Below are 17,870 nucleotides of genomic sequence, written 5' to 3'. Positions count from 1 at the left end.
AGCCGATCTCCGGTTTCGTCACCACTTCGGATCCGAGCCGATCAGTCGGCGGAGGCTGCCGTCGCGGCGGGTGATCTGGAGCTCGTCGAGGAGCGCCATCAGCGGCATCGCCGTCCGACGACTCGCGCCGATCATCGCCTTGAGCGTCTGCGTATCGAGCTCGTCGCTCGAAGCGAAGTGGGCGACGACGTCTTCGATCAGGCGGACGACGCTCGCTCGGTCGAAGAAGAGATCGTCCGGCGCCGCGACGAGGGCGCCTTCGCGTTCGAGGAAGTGGGCGACGGCGCGCAGCGACCGCTCGTCCTCTCCGCTCTCTTCGGCGACGGTTCGCATGGCCGGCGGTTCGAGGCCCGCCTCGGCGAAGCGAAGCCGGAGCTTCTCGGCGAGCGCTTCCTGATCCGCGTCGAGGGTCGACTCGAATCCGGTCCGGGTCACGACGTCGCTGCGGATCTCGACGTCGCCGCGCTCGGCGAGGCGGGCGAGCAGGGCGGCGCCGGATTCCGTGGGGACGTTCTCGGGCAGCGCGCCGATCAGGGCGGCGCGGGGCATGCCGGGCTGGAGCGGGTCGCGGGCGTGGAACGCCTCGAGTGCTTCGTTCAGGGTCTCCATCAACCGGTCGGCGGCGGCACGCCCGAGGCAGAGTCCGCCTTCGAGTCGGACGATCGTGCCGTCGGCAGCGAGCCCTTCGAGGACCGGGCCGAGCGCGGCTTCGCGCTCGCCGGTCTCGAGCGCGAGGCGGGACTCGCGCAAGCCTTCGAGGCCGGCGCGTTCGATCCGAACGGCGAGGCCCGCGTCGAGCTCGCCCGCGTCGAGGCGTTCGAGCTCGGCCTCGAGCGCGGGGTCGCGACGTCGACGGTGGGGCGGGGCGACGTCGAGGACGATTCCTCCGCCGAGCGTGGAGCCGACGCCGGCGTCCCGGGAGAAGCCGCGCAGCACGAATCGATCGCCGGGGAGAAGAGGGAGGCCGTCGCCGTCGACGTGCACCCGGCAGAAGCCGCGTTCGCCCGGCGCGATCGGCGCGGAGCCGACGAGCGCGACCCGGGCACGGCGCTCGGCGGTTCCCGTGAGGAGCTCGACCGAGGCGGCGTCTTCGAGGCTGGCCTTGCTGGCCATCCAACGGAGCCTCGCGTCGAAGGTCGTCGTCGCTGCGACGGCGCCGGGCTCGGTGATCAGGTCGCCCCGGTCGATCTCCTCCGTGGACACGCCTTGCAGGTTGACGGCGATGCGCGCGCCGGACTCGGTCGCGTCGACGCCGTCCCCGTGGCGTTCGAGGCCGCGGATCTTGGCCTTCCGCTCGCCGGGCTCGAGGGCGATCGTGTCTCCGACGCGCCGGGGGCGACCGGACCAGGTGCCCGTCACGACGGCGCCGAAGCCGTGCTTGGTGAAGGTGCGGTCGATGAAGAGACGCGACGGCCGATCGTCGTCGCTCCGGTCGGGGGTCTCGCGGATCAGGCGCTCGAGGGTCGCGCGGACTTCGTCGATCCCTTCGCCGGTCTCCGCGCTGGCGGCCAGGATGGGCGCGTCCGCCAGGGGGCCCTCGAGGAGGGCTTCGCGTACGTCCTCGTAGGCGAGCTCGAGCATCTCTTCGTCGACCAGATCCTTCTTCGTGAGGACGACGAAGCCGCGGTCGATGCCGAGCAGCTCGCAGATGGCCAGGTGCTCCCGGGTCTGTGGCATGACGCCTTCGTCGGCGGCGACCACCAGCATCACGAGGTCGAGGCCCGAGGCCCCCGCGACCATCGTGCGTACGAACTTTTCGTGTCCGGGCACGTCGACGATCGCGACCTTCAGGTCGTCGGCGAGGGCCAGGGGCGCGAAGCCGAGCTCGATCGTGATCCCGCGCGCCTTCTCTTCCGGCAGCCGGTCGAGGTCGCGGCCGGTCAGCGTGCGGACGAGGGCGGTCTTTCCGTGATCGATGTGGCCGGCGGTGCCGAGGACGACGCTCTGGACGGCTCCTGCGGACGGGGATTCGTTTTCGGCGGCCAACGCGCGCGGCCTAACGCGGGCCGATCCGGTCCGTGCCGACGTAGGGAACGAGGGCTTCGGGGATCGTGATCGTGCCGTCGGCCTGCTGGTGGTTCTCGAGCAGCGCGACGATCGCGCGGGCGTTCGAGATCGCCGTGCCGTTCAGCGTGTGAACCAGCTCGTTCTTCTTCTTCTCGCCGGAGCGCTTGAAGCGGATCTTGAGGCGGCGGCTCTGGAAGTCGGTGCAATTGGAGGTCGAGGTGATCTCGCCGTATTCGCCGCTCTCGCCACGACCGGGCATCCACGCCTCCAGGTCGAACTTGCGGTAGGCGGGGGCGCCGAGGTCCGCGCTCGCGATGTCGATCACGCGGTACGGAATCTCGAGGGCATCGAAGATCTTCCGCTCGATCCGGAGGAGCTCCTGGTGCTGGGCCTCGGACTCCTCGGGGCGGCAGAAGACGAACATCTCGACCTTCGTGAACTGATGCACGCGGTAGAGGCCCTTGCTCTCCCGGCCGGCGGCGCCCGCTTCGGTCCGGAAGCAGTGGGAGACGCCGGCGAGCTTGAGCGGCAGCTCGTCCTCGGAGAGGATCGAGTCGGCGTACATCCCGCCGAGGGTGATCTCGGAGGTTCCGATCAGGCAGAGATCGTGGTCCGCGACGGAGTAGATCTGGGTCTCCTCGCCGCGGGGGCTGAACCCGAGCCCCTCGATGACGGAGGGACGGGCGAGGTCGGGGGTGACGACCGGGATGAAGCCCTCGGGCAGGAGCTGGTCGAGGGCGAAGCGCTGGAGCCCCACCTCGAGCATCGCGGCTTCCCGCTTCAGGTAGTAGAACTTCTGGCCAGACACCTTCGCCGCCCGCTCGAAGTCGACGAGGTCGAGGTCCTGGGCGAGCGCGAGATGGTCACGGGCCTCGAAGTCGAAGTTCCGGGGCTCTCCCACGGTCTCGAGGGTCTTGAAGTCCTCTTCGTTTCCTCGGGGCGATTCCGGATGGAGGAAGTTCGGAAGGGTCCGGAGCGCGGTCTCGAGCTCGGCCTCGGCCGCGCGAACCGCCTCTTCCCGTTCGCCGACCGCTTCCTTGAGCCGGCGTCCCTCGGCGGTGTGCGCTTCTCGCGCCGCATCGTCGAGCTTCTGCTTCCCCGCCTTCTGGTGCTCGTTGCGGAGGCGGTTCGCCTCGTTGAGCTCCGTGCGAAGGACGTTCGTCCGCTCGTGCAGGGCAATCGCCGCATCGACGTCGGCGCGGATGTGACGCGCCTCGCAGCTCTCGACGATCTCGTCGCGGCGTTCCTGGAGACTCCGGGGATCCAGCATGGGGCCGTAGGGAAGCACACGCCCCGATTCGCCGCCAAATCGCGCGATTGTGGGCGCGGCCCCATCCGCCGCCTAAAGTCTCCGCGTGCAAGGCAACTCCCATGGCGCGAGGACGACGACTCCGATGAACCCGGCGATCACGACGACGAGCACGACCAGGTGGATGACGATCATTCTGTTGGGGAGCCTCGTGCTCGTCGGCTGCGGTGAGCAGGAGTCGGGCGCCCCGGCGTCGGCGCCGGAAGCCGCACCGGAGCCCGTGGCCGAGACCGCACCCGAGGTGCCGGAGGGCGCGGCGGAGCTCGCCCGGCGCGCCCGGACCACGCTCGGCGTCCTTCCGGGCTTCGTCCCGAACGAGGCGAACGCGCGCACGGACGCCAAGGTCGATCTCGGACGGATGCTCTACTTCGACGCCCGCCTCTCGAAGAATCAGGACGTGTCCTGCAACTCCTGCCACATGCTCGACGCGTTCGGGGTCGACGGCGAGCCGACCTCGCCCGGGCACAAGGGGCAGCGCGGTGACCGCAACTCCCCGACCGTCTACAACGCAGCGCTCCACATCGCGCAGTTCTGGGACGGACGCGCCCCGGACGTCGAGGCGCAGGCCGGCGGCCCGGTGCTCAACCCGATCGAGATGGCGATGCCGAGCGAGGAGGCCGTATTGACGCTGCTCGGATCGATCCCGGGCTACGTCGAGGCCTTCGCGGCGGCCTACCCCGGCGACGACACGGCGATCACCTACCAGAACATGACCCTCGCGATCGGCGTCTTCGAGCGCGCTCTCCTCACGCCGGGACGCTTCGACGCGTTCCTGGGCGGCGACCTGAACGCGCTGACCGAGCAGGAGCGGAAGGGTCTCGACACCTTCCTTTCGGTCGGCTGCAACTCCTGCCACAACGGCCCGGCGGTCGGCGGCACGCTCTATCGCAAGCTCGGCTTCATCTTCCCCTACGAGACCGAGGACGTCGGTCGCGAGAACGTGACGGGTAACGAAATCGATCGGCACGTGTTCAAGGTCCCGTCGCTTCGCAACGTGGCGGAGACCGGTCCCTATCTCCACGACGGCTCGATCGCGAGCCTGCCCGAGATGGTCCGGATCATGGGCAAGCACCAGATCGGGATCGACCTCTCGGACGAGCAGGTCGCCGACATCGTCGTCTTCCTCGAAGCGCTCACGGGCAACGTCGATACCGCGTACGTGGCGAAGCCCGAGCTGCCCGAGAGCGGACCCGACACGCCCGCGCCCGACCCGAGCTAGTCGGCCCACGGCATGAGTCCGCGCGTCCTCGCGGTCGGGCAGGGGCTCGCGGTCATCGTCCTCTCCCAGCTGATGGGTGTGCTCGCCAAGCTCGCCCTCTTCGAGGTCGAGGCGTTCACCTTCGTCTGGCTCCAGCTCGGCGCCGCGCTCGTCTATCTGCTCGCCTACACTTTCCTGTGGCGGCGGGAGCGATGGCCTTCGGGGCTCGACCGGCGGACCTGGCTCGCGATCCTCTTCGTCGGCGCGGTGAACTTCGGTCTGTGTCGTGTGTGGATGATGATGGGGATCGAGCGGCTCCCGATGAACACGTTCGTGTTCGTGTTGAGCTTCATTCCGCTCGTGACCCTCGCGCTCTCGATCCTCTTTCTTCGTGAGCGTCCGGGGCCGGTCCAGGTGGGCGGGATCCTGTTGGCCGTTCTCGGGGTCTGGCTCTACTTCCCCGAGCTGCCCGCCCCCGACCAGCGCATCGGCGTCGTCTACGCGGCGCTCGTCGTGCTCGGACTCGGCGCGAGCAACAACGTGACGCGCTTCGTGCTCGGCCACGGGTCGACGGATCTCTCGCCCGCGCTCTACTCGACGATCGGCCTGCTGGTGGGCGGGCTTCCGATCGTGCTGGTCGGTCTCGCGATCGACGGCGCTCGTCTCCAGGGAGGCTTCGAGGCGGTCGGCGGCGTGCGCAACGCGGCGATCATCGTCGCCAACGGGATCCTCGGTCTCGCGCTCTCGCAGACCATCTTCAACGGGATCATGCGCACCCTGCGGTCCTTCGAGGCGAGCGTCGTCGCGAATTCCGGCCTCGTCTGGACGGCCCTCTGGGCGATCCCGATCCTGGGCGAGTGGCTGACGCCGCCGCAGATCGGCGCGATCGCGGTCCTGATGGCGGGTGTGCTGCTCGCGCAGTGGCGGCCAGCGGAGGCGCGCTAGTCGACGGTTTGCGCGATCGAGATCTCGATCTCGCCAAGCGAGGGGCTACGTCGGACCTCGTCGATCATTCGGACGAGCAGTCCGTTCTCGGAACGGGCACTCGGGGCGAGGATCAGTTGGAGCCGCGGAGCGCCTGCGGCTCGCGTCTCGACGGCGTCGACCGCCTCGTCGACGGAGAAGAGTCGACCCCGAATCGACACGCGGTCGCCGGAGAGCAGCTGGACGATGATCTGCGGTGCGTCGCAGCCGCCCCGGCGGAGGGATCCGGGGGAGTGAATCGGCTCGACGAGCGGGATCGCGTGGATCCCCTCGCTCGGTACCGCGACGAAGAAGGCGAGCACGAGGATCCAAGCCAGATCGCTTCCGACACCGCCGGACAGGAGGGGCTCCTCGGGCGAACGACGTTTGGCTCTTCGCATGGGGCGTCTCCTCGATCACCTGTGACGATCGATACTCTGTTCGCGTTCCTCTTACGGACGATCAGAAGACGCCGCGCGCCGCGCGGTGACCGAAAGGAGACACGACATGGGCATTCTCAGCTGGCTGCTTCTCGGCCTCATCGCGGGCGTCCTCGCCAAGTGGCTCATGCCCGGGGACGATCCCGGCGGCCTCTTCATCACGATCGGTCTCGGAATCGCCGGATCCTTCGTCGGCGGCTTCCTCGCCTCGCTGATCGGGCTCGGCACGACGGGCGGGTTCAGCCTCGGCACGATCGCGGTGGCGACGGCGGGCGCGTTCCTCCTCCTCTTCATCTACCGGAAGATGAAATCGGCCTGACCGGGCGGATTCCCGCGCTCGGCCCAGCGGCCTCGGCTCAGGTTTCGAGGCACCGGATCGATTCAGGGCTTGACGAACGATCGTTCGTTCAGTCATGCTTCGTGGCGACCCCCCGTGCGCGCGGGCTCCGGTTCGCGTGTGCGCCGCCTCCCCGGAGAGGCTCGCTCCGAAGCGCTCTGAATCGACCGGCACCTGCCGTGCACCTGCGGTGGCCCGGGAAACGAGAGGACCTCGAGATGGCTGCCAGCCCCGAAGAACCGCTGACCTTCCCCCGCCCCGTCCCGGAAGACTTCCGGATCACGCATCCCGAGGACTACGCGGCCCACGGATATCCGCACAAGATCTGGGAGCGCCTCCGCAAAGAGGAGCCCGTCTCCTGGCAGGTCCAGCCCGGCAACGCGATCGACTACTGGGCGATCACGAAGCACGCGGACATCATGGAGATCGGTAAGCAGCCCGACATCTTCGTTTCCGGCCCCCGCCTCGTGATCCAGCATCTCGAGGAGGAGGTGCGTGACCTCCCGCCGACCCTGATCCAGATGGACAACCCGATGCATCGCGATTTTCGCGCGATGGTGTCGAAGCAGTTCACGCCGCGCGCGCTGAAGAAGATCACGGAACCGATCGAGAAGATCGGCAAGGACCTGGTCGACAAGCTCTATGCCCGCGGTGACGAGGGCGAGTGCGACTTCGTAGACGAGATCTCCGCGCCGCTCCCGATCGCGGTGATCGGCTGGCTGCTCGGTGCGCCCGAAGAGGACTGGCCGCTCCTCTACGACTGGACGAATCGAACGCTCGGAGCGGGCGATCCGGAATACCAGGAAGAGGGCAAGGATGCGCGAGAGACCTCGCAAGCCGCGCAGATCGAGCTCTTCCAGTATTTCACCGGCCTGATGAACGATCGCCGAAAGAACCCGCAGGACGATCTGATCACCACGTTCGTGCAAGCGGAGTACGAGGGCCGGCCGCTCAACGACATGGAAGTCCTCTCGTGGTGCTTCATCATCGTGATCGCCGGCAACGAGACGACCCGGAACGGCACGACCGGCGGCATGCTCGCTCTCATCCAGCACCAGCACGAGATGCGCCGGCTGCAGGAAGACATGGGATTGCTCAAGGACGCGGTCGAGGAGATCGTCCGCTGGACCTCGCCGATCATCCACTTCGGTCGGACGGCGACTCGGAACTACCAGCTCCGCGACAAGACGATCAAGGAAGGCGAGTCGGTCGCCCTCTACTACCCCTCGGCGAACCGCGACGAAGACGTCTTCGAGGATCCGTGGACGTTCCGGATCGATCGCAAGCCGAACCGCCACATCGGCTTCGGGATCGGCGAGCATTTCTGTCTCGGCGCCCATCTGGCACGCTGGGAGATGGAGGTCGCCTACAAGCACCTCATACCGCGCATCGCCGAGATCGAGCTGACCGGCCCGGTCGACCGGCTTCACTCGAGCCTGGTGGGCGGCGTGAAGCGCCTGCCGATCCGCTACAAGCTCCACCCGAGCAACTAGTCCGCCGGCTGCGGGCGCTCGCCGGGTTGGTTGCGGGGTCGGCGGCCTTGGCTGGGCGACCGGTGGTGGGTCTCGCCGGGTTGGCGGCCTTGGCAGGACCGCCGGCTGCGGGCGTCTTGCGGTCTTCGTCGCTCGTGGGCGGGCTCGCTCCCGATCGGGACGGCGTGGTCTAGACTCGGCCGCGTCTTTCGCCCTGCTCGTGAGCGGAGGGAGAGGAGCGCCGGGACATGCCGATCGATCGTCGTGGATTCCTGAGGAACGGGGCCGTCGGTGTTGCCGGGCTTGCCGTCGCTGGATCGACGACCGGCTGCGCGCCGGGTGCGTTCACGATGAACGAGAGCCGGACGCGCTTCGCGCACGGCGTGGCGAGCGGGGATCCACTCGTGGATCGGGTGATCCTGTGGACCCGGATCACGCCGAGCGCCGGCGAACGAGGCGATCCGGTCGAGACGCGCTGGTGGATCGGGCCGAACGCCGACGGGAGCGGGGCGATCGACGAGGGGGTGGCCGTCGCGGATCCGTCGCGGGACTACACGGTCAAGGTCGACGCCGCGGGTCTCGAGGCCGGGGGCGACTACCACTACGGCTTCGAGGCGGAAGGCGAGCGCTCGCCGATCGGTCGGACGAAGACGCTGCCCGCCGAAGGCATCTCGCGCGTACGCCTGGCCTTCGCGTCCTGCGCCAACTATCCGCAGGGCTTCTTCAACGGCTACGCCCACCTCGCGCGTCGCGACGATCTCGATGCCGTGCTCCATCTGGGGGACTACCTCTACGAGTACGGCCACGCCGAATACGGGGACGGGACGGCGTTGGGTCGAATCCCCGCGCCCCTCGGCGAGACGGTCTCCCTCGCCGACTACCGCTGGCGACACGCGAGCTACAAGGCCGACTCTGACCTGCAGGCGGCCCACGCGCGTCATCCCTGGATCACCGTCTGGGACGATCACGAGACGGCGAACAACAGTCACGCGACGGGCGCCGAGAACCATACGTCCGAGACGGAAGGCGACTGGCAGGAGCGGATGCTCGCCGGGATCCGCGCCTACTACGAATGGATGCCGATCCGAGAGCTACCGACGGGTCTCTTCCGCACGTTCCGCTTCGGGGATCTCGTCGACCTCGTGATGCTCGACACGCGTCTCCAGCGCGACGAGCAGCCCGAGCGCGGAGACGAGGCGACGGCGAACGATCCGAGCCGCACGCTCCTCGGCGACGACCAGACGGGTTGGCTCCTCGATGCGCTGTCTCGTTCGGCGCAGGATGGCGTCCGCTGGCGGGTCGTCGGACAACAGGTCGTCGTCTCGCCGATCCTGCTCGGGGAGTACGGTTTCAATCCCGATGCCTGGGACGGCTACCGTGCGAATCGCCGGGAGGTCTTCGATCATCTGGTCGCCGAATCGATCCGGGACGTCGTCTTCCTGACCGGCGACGTCCACAGCAGCTGGGTCTTCGAGGTGCCCCACGACGACGGCACGCCGCACTGCGCGCTCGAGTTCGTGTGCCCGGCGATCAGCTCGCCGCCTTTCGGTAAGTCGACGCCGATCGGCGACCAGGCCCGCGAGTTCGTCGAACGGACCGACCACCTCGCGTTCGTCGATCTCGTCCACAATGGCTACCTGGTCGTCGAGCTCACGCCGGCGGCCGTCCGGGTCGAGTACGTGTTCAGCGCGCCCGTCGACCGGTGGTCCGCCGAGTCCGTCGGGGGCGCGGTCTTCGAAGCCGCGGCCGGGACCCATCGTGTGGTCCGGGTCGACTGAAGACCCATCCCCTAGGCGGCTTCGGTCTCCGGTGACAGCGGTTTCGCCTCGATCGCGACGCTCGCGGGTAGCGTTCGGGTGATCAGGAAGGCGCCGAAGAGGACCGCCCCGGCCGAGATCACGAAGATGATCGGATAGCCGGCCCGCGCGGCGAGCCACCCGAGCGCGATCCCGCCGGCCCCCATCCCTCCGTTCAGGCCAGCCTGGATGATCGACATGCGGCGGCCGCGCTCGTTGGCGGGACAGCCGGCGAGGAGCGAGCCCGTGTAGGCCGGATAGAAGAGGCCATGGGCGAGGCCCATTCCGAATCCGATCGGTGCGAGCCCGATCCGATCGAGCCACACGAGGGAGAGCATGACGGCGGAGTAGGCGGTCAGGCTCGCGACGGCGACGCGGCGGAGCCCGATCCGATCCATGAACGGGCCGAGCAGCAGGCGACACGCGGTGGCGGCGACCGAGTTGGCGATGAAGAAGTCGCGCAGCCGGGTCAGACCGAGGTCGAGGGCGTAGGGCTGGTGGAAATTCATCGCGCAGCCGAAGGCCATCCCGAGCAGCGCGACGATCGAGATCCCCCACAGCATCTCGCGACGCACGAGAATCTCGCCGAGGGCGACCGGCTCGCTGGCTTCTGCCGCGAGTGGCTCCTCGTGCACGAGCAGCCCGCCGAGCGCACACCAGGCCGCGGCGCCGGCAGCGAGAGCGAAGGCCGTGTCCCAGCTCGAGGCCGCGACGATCTCCTCGACCGCTGCAGGCGCGAAGGCGCCCATTACGACGTACGAGAGTCCGAAGAGGCCGACCGCCTGTCCGATCCGCTCGGGCGGTGCGGCATCGACGCAGAGCGCGGCGCCGCCCGCGAAGGCGTAGGCAAAGGCGATCGACTGGAGAATCCGGAGCAGGTAGAGCGTGACGCCGATCGATTCGACGTTCACATAGCAGAGACTCGTGACGGACATCAGCGCTGCGCCCGCGGCCAGAAAACGCTTCCGCCCGTAGCGGTCGACCATCGCGCCCGCCGGCATCAAGAAGAGGACGATCCCCATCGCGGAAACGGCGACGACGCGGCCGATCGCGTCGGGACCGGCGTCGAGCTCCGTCGCCATCCACTTCGGCAACATCATGAACGCCGAATGAGCGAAGCCGAAGCCCGCCTGCGTGAGCAGCAGGAAGACGAATCGGCGATTCCAGAGTTTCCGTTCGGGCATGGTCGTGTCTCGTTCGAAGTGCGTTCAGCCCCGCGCGCCCTCGAGGTGGAGCGCGGCTCGCCGAAACGACGAAGCCCCCCTCCGCGGGGCCGTTCGGCGGGGCGGAGGGGGGCTTCGGGTCGATGCAGCGTATTCAGGCTGCGTTTCGCTTCAGTCCGTCGGCCTCCGCCTCGTCCACCAGACACGCTTCGACTGCGTGCAGACGAACGCGTCCATCCCCTGCATGGGGACGACGTGCGGCACGAAGCTCGTCGGGTGGAAGGAGGTCTCGGACATCACGTCGGAGGGGTACGCAAGCGCGCGCCGCGCGTCAATGGCCATCGCGAGATCCGACGCCTAATCGTCCATACGATCTACGACGACGCTCGCCAGGGTCGTGAGCGTTCCGTTCTGCCCTTCGTCCCGGAGCTCGACGCGGACGACGATCGCCGAGCCCATTCGGCCGATCGTGCGCGCCTCCGCGCGGATCGGACCGACCTTCGCGAGTCGCAGGAAGTGGATCTCGAGGGAGTGCACGCGGGTCGCGCCGCCCAGCTCCGCCGCGGCGAAATGGTCGGCGGCGGCTTCGGCCAGGATCGCGACGACGCCCCCGGTCATGGCGCCGAGGGTGTTGCCGACGTAGTCGGTCTTCAGGGCGCGGGCGATCGCCGGATCGTCCGGATCGAAGGTGAGGCCGATCGTGTCGAGGAGGGGCGCTTCGAAGCCCGAGTCCTCGTTCGCGAAGTCGGTCTCGGGATCCGGCTCCTCGGCCCATGTCGCGCGGGACTGGAGCTCGGTTCGCGCGGGCAGGAGCGAGAACGTGAGCGTCGAGAGCCCGACGGCGCAGCCGGTCTCCACGTGCTCGAGGTCGACCTCGAAGACGAGCGTGGTCCGCCCCTTCCGGATCTTGCGGGCGCGCGCGGCGAGGTGCCCCTCGCCGGGGAGGTCGCCGACCTGCAGGCTCAGGCCGAGGGTCGCGATCCAGCCCGGGAGCGCCTCGCGAACCGCGGCCTCTCCGCTGATGATGTCCGCGATCATCGCGACGACGCCCGTTCGCACGCGCCCACTCCCGTCCCGCAGCGCGGGCACGATCGGGAGCGTGAGCGTGGACCCGCTCGCGTCGCGTCGGATACGGACGGCGAGGTCCCGGGTGAGGTGGCGGGCAGGGGGAAAGGCGGCGGGTTCGGACATGGCGGCTGCGAGACTATCGTCTGCGACCGTTCCCGCCACGCCGCCGCGAAGCCGTGGGTCGTGGGACCGAGCGCCTAACGTTCGCCTCGGCGCCGTTCGCGTTCGCCCTTTCGCTCTGCCTTTCGCTCGGCCTTGCGGTCGAGCTTGCGCTCCTTCCGATCTCCCCTGCGGTCGAGCTTCTGGTCGCGGCGTTCGCCCCGGCGATCGAGCTTGCGGTCGATCCGTTCCCCCTTGCGCTCGAGGCGCTCGCCCCGGCGCTCGGCCTTCTCTTCGACCCGATCGGCCTTGGCGTCGCGCCCCTTCTCGCGCAGACGTTCGGCGCGTCTCTCCCCCTTGCGCTCGATGCGCTCGCCCTTCTCTTCGAGTCGTCGCTCGGCCCGGTCGCCCTTGCGGTCGAGCCGCTTCTCGACGCGGTCACCCTTGCGGTCGAGTCGTTCCTCGACGCGGTCACCCTTGCGGTCGAGTCGTTCCTCGACGCGGTCGCCCCGCTCGCGGAGACGTTCTTCGGCTTCGCCCTCCGCCAGCGCGCCGCCGGCGGTGAGGGTCGCGAGGGTCAGGCCCGCGATCGGGAGAAAGGCGCGCTGGAAGGGGGTTCGTCGGATGGCTCGCATGTTCGAAGGACTCCAGGGGCCTGCTGGCCCGGTTGATGTCGGACCCCCGCTCTCCGCGAGGGGTTCCGATTCGAGAGGTCGAACCGGCGGCCGCGCGATGGGTTGCGCTCCGGTTCGGTCGGACGGCGGACTTGCTTTCCGTCTACCGGTTCCCGGACGGCTGCGGGGCGACCAGCTGCTCGAGCTCGGCGAGGAGCGACGCCATGTCGCTCGCGAGCTCCGCGGGGATGGCGGGCCGACATATCGTCTCCATGGATCTGAAATACCAGACCTGCTCCGCGGCGCCGGCGTTGAATCGTTCGAGGGTCGCCGGGCCTTCGACACGCAGGTCCGTCACGAGATCCCCCAGGTTCTGGCGCTTGTCGCAGGCCGCGACGAGGCGGCTCGTCAGGCCCGCTCCGCGGAGCTGCTCCAGGTATCGCTCCTTGCGCACCCTCCAGGGGCCCTTGCTCGCCCCGGCTTCGTCCGGGGTCGTGTCCGTCAGGTCGAGGACGATCCGGAGCACGTTCGCCCCGAACTCCCCCTCGATCGCGCGTTCCCGCGCCGCGCGCTCCGCCGGGCTCTCCGCGTCCTCGAGGGCATCGTGGAGCAGCGCCGCAACCGCCGCGTCCGGTCCACCGCCGGCGCCGATCACGAGTCCCTGGACCTGGAGCAGATGGCTCATGCAGGAGGTCACTCGCCCCTTGCGGGTCTGGTGGCCGTGCCAGGCCCAGGCCAGCTCGGTCGCCCGCAGCAGGCGGAGCGGTTCGTCCGAGAGCTTCGCCGCCGGGACCGGGCCACGGGCGTCCTGTGTGCTCACCTGATCGACTCCCAAGTATCCGGAAAAATTGGAGTTTTCCGAAGTTCGGCTCGGTGTGGGAGCACCCCCGCTCCCCTCACAACGCGCGCCGGGCACAGATCGTCACGTCGGGTTCCCGATTTTTCCGACTTTTTTCGTTCGAGAGCTGCCCGGTCCACCCCCAGTTTCCCGCCTTCCAGGATGAGAGCAAGCCGAGCCCCCCACGTCGGACACGGCCCGCGCCCGCAGAGGCCCTGACGATCGGAGAATCGAAATGACGCGCACCGAAAACGACACCACCCCCGCCGAACGTCGCCTCCACCTGCGCGGCTGGACCGTCGCCCTGGCGGCGATCGCCGCCTGGGTCTTCCTCGTGACGAATTCGGCGGAGGCCCAGCAGATCCGGGTCCCGGAGATCGTCCTCGCCCAGGTGCTCGGTCCCGCCGCCGAAGGCGAGCCGGCGCCGGAAGCGGCGCCAGCGGATCCGAGCGTGGCGCTCGTGGCGATGGAGCTCCGCCAGCGCTTCCAGGACCAGCTCGTCGCCGGGGTCGCCCGCCCGAGCGTCGAGCTCGAGGTCCACTTCGACTTCGACTCGGACGCGCTCCACGAGGCGGCGACCCCCGACATCGAAGCCGCTGCCTCGGTCCTCGTCGACCACTTCCCGAACACCCGCTTCCGGGTCGCCGGGTACACGGACGCGGCCGGGAGCGCCGAGTACAACATGGACCTGTCCCAGCGTCGCGCCGCCGCCGTCTACCGGGAGCTCGTCGAGATCCACGGCGTTCCGGCCGGACGGCTCGAGAGCAAGGGCTTCGGTGAGGACGCGACCGCCGACGCGACCGCGGCCCAGCGCCGCCGGGTCGAGCTGCAGATCCTGCGCGACGGTGGAGAGCGGCTCTAGCCCATCGCCCACCTCGACGTCGGAGGGCCGCTCCGGCCCGGCGCGTCAGACGCGCTCGAGCGGTCGATGGGGCCCTTCCGGAAGGACGACCCGGATCTCGTCGTCTCGCGCGACCTCGCCGCCGACCAGGACGATCGACATCACGCCACCCCGTCGGATCGTCGCCCCCGTCTCGTCCCGATGGACGAGACGCTTCATGAGCCCCGGGCCGACACCGTTCAGCTGGCCGCACGGGTTCCGAAGGCCGGTCAGCTCGAGGACCACTTCCGGCCCGAGCTCGAGACGCGTTCCGGTCGGAAGCGCGTGCAGATCGAGGTCGCGGGTCAGGACGTTCTCCCCGAGGCGCCCCGGGAACACGTCGTACCCCTCGGCGGCGAGCTCGTCGAGGAGCTCCGCCGGGATCAGGTGGACCTGGCGAAGGTTCGGCTGGGTGGGATCCTGGGCGACGCGGGAGCGGTGCTTCACCGTCTCCCCCGCGTGGACGTCACCCTCGAAGCCCTTGCCCTCGAGCACCCGAACCCGCTCCGTCGTGTCCTTCGAGAAGGTGTAGCGGGGGGAGAGGGACAGGCTCGCGACGCGGCCGGTCATGCGAAGATCCTCCGGGTGGGGGAGGGCGCAATATGCCACACGGCCGCCGGAACTCGTCTACGCTCGGGGCATGACGAGCGAATCCACCGAAACGCAGGAAGGCGGCGCACGCCGCGAGGACTCCGATCCCAGCGACGCCCAGCTGGCACGCCAGAGTCTGGACTCCGAATGGCAGCGGGCCTTCGCCTGGGTCGAGAAGGAGCTCGGCGGCGAAATCGTCGCCTTCGAGCGGCAGCCGCGTTGGCGCCCCGCGTTCTTCGTCGATCTCGCGCGCGACGGCGAGACCGTGCCGCTCTATCTGCGCGGCGAGCGCGGGGAGCTCGACCACGGCGCAAACCCCTTCGAGTTCGAGGCCCACGTCTTCGAGATGATGGAAGAGGAAGGGCTCCCGGTTCCGCACATCCACGGGATCATCCCCGACCCGAAGATGATCGTGATGGACAAGGTCCCGGGACGCATCGACCTCTCCACCGCCGAGAACGAAGAGGAGCGCGTCTCCGTCCTCAATCACTACATGGAGCTCCTCGCGGACCTCCATGCGATCGACCCGAAGCGCTTCGAAGACCTCGGCGTCAAGAAGCCGAAGGACGCGGAGGCGGCGGGCTTCGCCGACCTGGCGACCTGGGAAGCGACTTTCCGCGCGGCCAAGAACCGTCCCGAACCGATCATCGAGTTCGTCTACGGTTGGCTCCGGCGCAACGTCCCGAAGGACCGCTACGAAATCTCCTGTCTGCAGGTCGACTCCGCGCAGTTCCTCTTCGACCAGGGACGCGTCACTTCGTTCATCGATCTCGAGCTCGCCACCCTCGGTGATCCGGCGGCGGATCTCGCCGGCATGCGCGGTCGTGATCTGGCCGAGCCCCTCGGTCCGCTCGCCCCCGCGTTCGACCACTACTTCGAGAAGACCGGCGCGCGGATCCCGAAGGAGATCATCGATTTCCACACGGTCCGCTTCAACCTGGCGACGCCGACGACCTGTGCGCCCTTCGTGATCGAGCCCCCCGCCACGGCGGACTACATCCAATATCTCGCGTGGTATTGGGTCTGGTCGCGCGCCTGCGTCGAGGTCATGGCCGACACGATGGGCATCTCGCTCGACACGCCGGCGATTCCGGAGCCGACGAAGAGTCCGTTCGCGCCGGCCCACGCCTGGCAGGTCGACAAGCTGGCGGAGATCCGGAGCGGGGCGGACGACTTCGTGAAGTACGAGATCGACACGACCTGGCGAAACGCCGTCTACCTCGAGCGGGTCGAATCGATGTGGCCCGAGATGGAGAAGGAGGAGAACGCCGAGATCGATGCGCTCCTCGGACGGACGACGTCGCCGCAGGATCGCGAAGCCGATCTCGAAGCGTTCGTGCTCGAGCAGGGAGGCGCGAACGAAGAGGCGCTCCTGCGTTTCTTCCAGAAGCGATGCCTGCGACACGAGGCGCTCTTTGCGCCCGCCGCGCGCGAGCTGAAGGGGAAGAAGACGCAGCTCCTCTAGCGGCGCCGCGGAACAGGGGGTCATCCGTGATCGACCATCTGAGTACGTACGGGACGGACTTCGAGAGGAGCAAGGCCTTCTACGATGCGGTGCTCGCGCCGCTCGGCGTGTCGCTGCAGACGGAGATGACCGCGAGCTGGGACCCGGATTTCCCGGAACGGCGAATGGCAGCGTGGGGGCCGGGCCGGCCGATGTTCTGGCTCGTCGAGACGCGCGTCGAGTACACGCCGCGCCACTTCGCGTTCACCGCCGCGGATCGCGGCTCGGTCGATGCGTTCCACGCGGCGGGGATCGCTCTAGGCGCGACCGACCACGGCGCGCCGGGCCCGCGTCCGATCTACCACCCGGACTACTACGGCGGCTTCCTGCTCGACCCCGACGGCAACAACGTCGAGGCGGTCTGCCACGCGCCGCCGGTTTGAGGCGGATTCGAGGGAAGCGACGATGCACCGGGAAGAACAGATCCGTCTCCTGAAGGAGCTGATGCGCCACCGCGACGACGGCACGAACGTCGACGCGGGTGGCCACCGGCGGAACCCCACCGACGTCTATCGCTCGCCCGCGATCGCCGCGCAGGAGTGGGCCCGTTTCTTCCAGGGGCACCCTCAGCTCCTCGGGCTCTCCGGCGACCTGCCGAAGCCCGGGAGCTTCGTCACGAGCCGCGACTTCGGGGGGCCCGTGCTGGCGACCCGCGACGCCGCCGGCCGCTTCCGCGCCTTCGCGAATACCTGCCGCCACCGCGGGGTCGTGCTCGAGAATCGCGAGCGGGGCGAGGCGGAGCGCTTCGTCTGTCCCTTCCACGCCTGGACCTACTCGAACGCGGGCGAGCTCGTCGCGATCCCGAAGCCCGAGCACTTCGGAACGATCGACAAGTCGTGTCACGGGCTGATCGAGCTGCCGGCGGCGGAGCTGCACGGCTTCCTCTTCGTCCACCCCGATCCGGAAGGGACGATCGAGGAGACCGACGTGCTCGGGGGGCTCTCGGACGAGTTCGCGTCCTGGGATTTCGGGAAGCTGGTCCACGTCGGGACCGACACCTACGACATGCGGCTCAACTGGAAGCTCGCGATCGACACCTTCGGCGAGACCTACCACTTCAATGCGCTGCACAAGGACACCCTCGCGCAGGCGTTCTACGGCAACGCGCAGTGCTACGACGTCTTCGACAAGAACCACCGCATGATCCTCTGCCTCAAGGGCCTCGACGACCTGCGCGGCAAGCCCGAGGACGACTGGCACATCACCGACGGCGGCTTCCCGGTCTACTACCTCTTCCCGAACGTCCAGGTGAACGTCGGCGCGTCGGGCGTGACGCTCGTGCGGACCTATCCGGACCGCGAGAACCCGGGACGATCGATCTCACGCGTCACGTTCTACTCGACCGAAGCTGCGATCGGAGCGGATCCGGGGCTCGCCCTCGAGCGCGCACGCATCTTCGGAGACGTGATCCGCGACGAGGACTACGCCGTGGCCGAGGGGTCGCAGCTCTCGGCGGAGGCCGGTCTCCAGGACTACGTGATCTTCGGACGCAACGAGCCGGCGCTCCACCACTACCACAACACCTATCGTCGGGTGCTGGGAATGGAAGCGCTCCCGCTCATCCAGGTCTGAGCGCGGGGCGCTCGAGAAT

18 protein-coding genes are annotated in these 17,870 nt (G+C 68.8%); 9 read left to right on the top strand and 9 right to left on the bottom strand.

What is annotated here, in order from left to right:
* Window positions 1-18: 18 nt before the first annotated feature.
* Both selB and serS read right to left on the bottom strand, forming a co-directional pair.
* A complete protein-coding gene (selB, locus tag NXI30_03410) occupies window positions 19-1,986 on the bottom strand; it encodes a selenocysteine-specific translation elongation factor (protein ID MCR9093243.1) in 1,968 nt (655 codons plus the stop codon).
* A 10-nt stretch (window positions 1,987-1,996) separates the two neighbouring features.
* A complete protein-coding gene (serS, locus tag NXI30_03405; GenBank protein ID MCR9093242.1) occupies window positions 1,997-3,277 on the bottom strand; it encodes a serine--tRNA ligase in 1,281 nt (426 codons plus the stop codon).
* A 124-nt stretch (window positions 3,278-3,401) separates the two neighbouring features.
* Between serS and NXI30_03400 the strand changes: the two genes are divergently transcribed.
* Window positions 3,402-4,535, top strand: coding sequence for a c-type cytochrome (locus NXI30_03400; GenBank protein MCR9093241.1), 1,134 nt, complete (start codon window positions 3,402-3,404; stop codon window positions 4,533-4,535).
* Window positions 4,536-4,547: 12 nt separating this feature from the next.
* Window positions 4,548-5,459: a DMT family transporter gene (locus NXI30_03395; GenBank protein ID MCR9093240.1), complete on the top strand. Its 912-nt coding sequence runs from the start codon at window positions 4,548-4,550 to the stop codon at window positions 5,457-5,459.
* Here NXI30_03395 and NXI30_03390 read toward each other — a convergent pair.
* A complete protein-coding gene (locus NXI30_03390) occupies window positions 5,456-5,878 on the bottom strand; it encodes a hypothetical protein (GenBank protein ID MCR9093239.1) in 423 nt (140 codons plus the stop codon). The genes NXI30_03395 and NXI30_03390 overlap by 4 nt on opposite strands.
* Window positions 5,879-5,984: 106 nt before the next feature.
* On the opposite strand from NXI30_03390, the gene NXI30_03385 reads away from it, so the two are divergent.
* The 3 genes from NXI30_03385 (at window position 5,985) to NXI30_03375 (ending at window position 9,504) form a co-directional block, all read left to right on the top strand.
* Window positions 5,985-6,236, top strand: coding sequence for a GlsB/YeaQ/YmgE family stress response membrane protein (locus NXI30_03385; protein ID MCR9093238.1), 252 nt, complete (start codon window positions 5,985-5,987; stop codon window positions 6,234-6,236).
* Between the two features lie 236 nt (window positions 6,237-6,472).
* Complete coding sequence (locus NXI30_03380) at window positions 6,473-7,747, top strand: cytochrome P450 (GenBank protein MCR9093237.1); 1,275 nt, start codon at window positions 6,473-6,475, stop codon at window positions 7,745-7,747.
* Between the two features lie 227 nt (window positions 7,748-7,974).
* Window positions 7,975-9,504: an alkaline phosphatase D family protein gene (locus NXI30_03375; protein MCR9093236.1), complete on the top strand. Its 1,530-nt coding sequence runs from the start codon at window positions 7,975-7,977 to the stop codon at window positions 9,502-9,504.
* Between the two features lie 11 nt (window positions 9,505-9,515).
* On the opposite strand, the gene NXI30_03370 is transcribed toward NXI30_03375, so the two are convergent.
* From NXI30_03370 to NXI30_03350, 5 genes are all read right to left on the bottom strand, one after another.
* Window positions 9,516-10,706 carry an MFS transporter gene (locus tag NXI30_03370; GenBank protein MCR9093235.1) on the bottom strand — a complete coding sequence of 397 codons (1,191 nt, stop codon included), beginning with the start codon at window positions 10,704-10,706 and terminating at the stop codon, window positions 9,516-9,518.
* A gap of 150 nt (window positions 10,707-10,856) precedes the next feature.
* Complete coding sequence (locus tag NXI30_03365) at window positions 10,857-11,027, bottom strand: hypothetical protein (protein MCR9093234.1); 171 nt, start codon at window positions 11,025-11,027, stop codon at window positions 10,857-10,859.
* Between the two features lie 15 nt (window positions 11,028-11,042).
* A complete protein-coding gene (locus NXI30_03360) occupies window positions 11,043-11,876 on the bottom strand; it encodes a hypothetical protein (protein ID MCR9093233.1) in 834 nt (277 codons plus the stop codon).
* A 74-nt stretch (window positions 11,877-11,950) separates the two neighbouring features.
* Window positions 11,951-12,487 carry a hypothetical protein gene (locus NXI30_03355; GenBank protein MCR9093232.1) on the bottom strand — a complete coding sequence of 179 codons (537 nt, stop codon included), beginning with the start codon at window positions 12,485-12,487 and terminating at the stop codon, window positions 11,951-11,953.
* 142 nt (window positions 12,488-12,629) lie between these two features.
* Entirely contained in the window at window positions 12,630-13,286 is a 657-nt protein-coding gene (locus NXI30_03350) for an HD domain-containing protein (GenBank protein MCR9093231.1), read from the bottom strand.
* A gap of 253 nt (window positions 13,287-13,539) precedes the next feature.
* On the opposite strand from NXI30_03350, the gene NXI30_03345 reads away from it, so the two are divergent.
* Window positions 13,540-14,166 (top strand): OmpA family protein, encoded by a 627-nt coding sequence (locus NXI30_03345; protein MCR9093230.1) that lies wholly within the window; start codon window positions 13,540-13,542, stop codon window positions 14,164-14,166.
* A gap of 45 nt (window positions 14,167-14,211) precedes the next feature.
* Here the strand turns inward: NXI30_03345 and NXI30_03340 are convergent, their stop codons facing one another.
* Window positions 14,212-14,754, bottom strand: a complete 543-nt coding sequence (locus NXI30_03340) for an MOSC domain-containing protein (GenBank protein ID MCR9093229.1) — start codon at window positions 14,752-14,754, stop codon at window positions 14,212-14,214.
* A 70-nt stretch (window positions 14,755-14,824) separates the two neighbouring features.
* On the opposite strand from NXI30_03340, the gene NXI30_03335 reads away from it, so the two are divergent.
* Genes NXI30_03335 through NXI30_03325 form a run of 3 tightly spaced genes read left to right on the top strand, consistent with a single transcriptional unit; the run spans window position 14,825 to window position 17,851 of the window.
* Window positions 14,825-16,240, top strand: coding sequence for a phosphotransferase (locus NXI30_03335; GenBank protein MCR9093228.1), 1,416 nt, complete (start codon window positions 14,825-14,827; stop codon window positions 16,238-16,240).
* Between the two features lie 26 nt (window positions 16,241-16,266).
* Entirely contained in the window at window positions 16,267-16,662 is a 396-nt protein-coding gene (locus NXI30_03330) for a VOC family protein (GenBank protein MCR9093227.1), read from the top strand.
* A gap of 22 nt (window positions 16,663-16,684) precedes the next feature.
* Window positions 16,685-17,851, top strand: a complete 1,167-nt coding sequence (locus tag NXI30_03325; GenBank protein ID MCR9093226.1) for an aromatic ring-hydroxylating dioxygenase subunit alpha — start codon at window positions 16,685-16,687, stop codon at window positions 17,849-17,851.
* Window positions 17,852-17,870 lie beyond the last annotated feature (19 nt).

This window comes from bacterium (assembly GCA_024742285.1).
Lineage (GTDB): Bacteria > Myxococcota_A > UBA9160 > UBA9160 > UBA4427 > UBA4427.
The sequence above is the reverse complement of the archived record's forward strand: the minus strand, read 5'-3'. Positions and strand labels throughout refer to the sequence as shown.

What these genes read in the sequence shown, in the direction of transcription:
- serS (MCR9093242.1), bottom strand. Translation starts at nt 3,277, where the DNA reads ATGCTGGATCCCCGGAGTCTCCAGGAACGCCGCGACGAGATCGTCGAG.
- NXI30_03400 (MCR9093241.1), top strand. Translation starts at nt 3,402, where the DNA reads ATGAACCCGGCGATCACGACGACGAGCACGACCAGGTGGATGACGATC.
- NXI30_03395 (MCR9093240.1), top strand. Translation starts at nt 4,548, where the DNA reads ATGAGTCCGCGCGTCCTCGCGGTCGGGCAGGGGCTCGCGGTCATCGTC.
- NXI30_03390 (MCR9093239.1), bottom strand. Translation starts at nt 5,878, where the DNA reads ATGCGAAGAGCCAAACGTCGTTCGCCCGAGGAGCCCCTCCTGTCCGGC.
- NXI30_03385 (MCR9093238.1), top strand. Translation starts at nt 5,985, where the DNA reads ATGGGCATTCTCAGCTGGCTGCTTCTCGGCCTCATCGCGGGCGTCCTC.
- NXI30_03380 (MCR9093237.1), top strand. Translation starts at nt 6,473, where the DNA reads ATGGCTGCCAGCCCCGAAGAACCGCTGACCTTCCCCCGCCCCGTCCCG.
- NXI30_03375 (MCR9093236.1), top strand. Translation starts at nt 7,975, where the DNA reads ATGCCGATCGATCGTCGTGGATTCCTGAGGAACGGGGCCGTCGGTGTT.
- NXI30_03370 (MCR9093235.1), bottom strand. Translation starts at nt 10,706, where the DNA reads ATGCCCGAACGGAAACTCTGGAATCGCCGATTCGTCTTCCTGCTGCTC.
- NXI30_03365 (MCR9093234.1), bottom strand. Translation starts at nt 11,027, where the DNA reads ATGGCCATTGACGCGCGGCGCGCGCTTGCGTACCCCTCCGACGTGATG.
- NXI30_03360 (MCR9093233.1), bottom strand. Translation starts at nt 11,876, where the DNA reads ATGTCCGAACCCGCCGCCTTTCCCCCTGCCCGCCACCTCACCCGGGAC.
- NXI30_03355 (MCR9093232.1), bottom strand. Translation starts at nt 12,487, where the DNA reads ATGCGAGCCATCCGACGAACCCCCTTCCAGCGCGCCTTTCTCCCGATC.
- NXI30_03345 (MCR9093230.1), top strand. Translation starts at nt 13,540, where the DNA reads ATGACGCGCACCGAAAACGACACCACCCCCGCCGAACGTCGCCTCCAC.
- NXI30_03340 (MCR9093229.1), bottom strand. Translation starts at nt 14,754, where the DNA reads ATGACCGGCCGCGTCGCGAGCCTGTCCCTCTCCCCCCGCTACACCTTC.
- NXI30_03335 (MCR9093228.1), top strand. Translation starts at nt 14,825, where the DNA reads ATGACGAGCGAATCCACCGAAACGCAGGAAGGCGGCGCACGCCGCGAG.
- NXI30_03325 (MCR9093226.1), top strand. Translation starts at nt 16,685, where the DNA reads ATGCACCGGGAAGAACAGATCCGTCTCCTGAAGGAGCTGATGCGCCAC.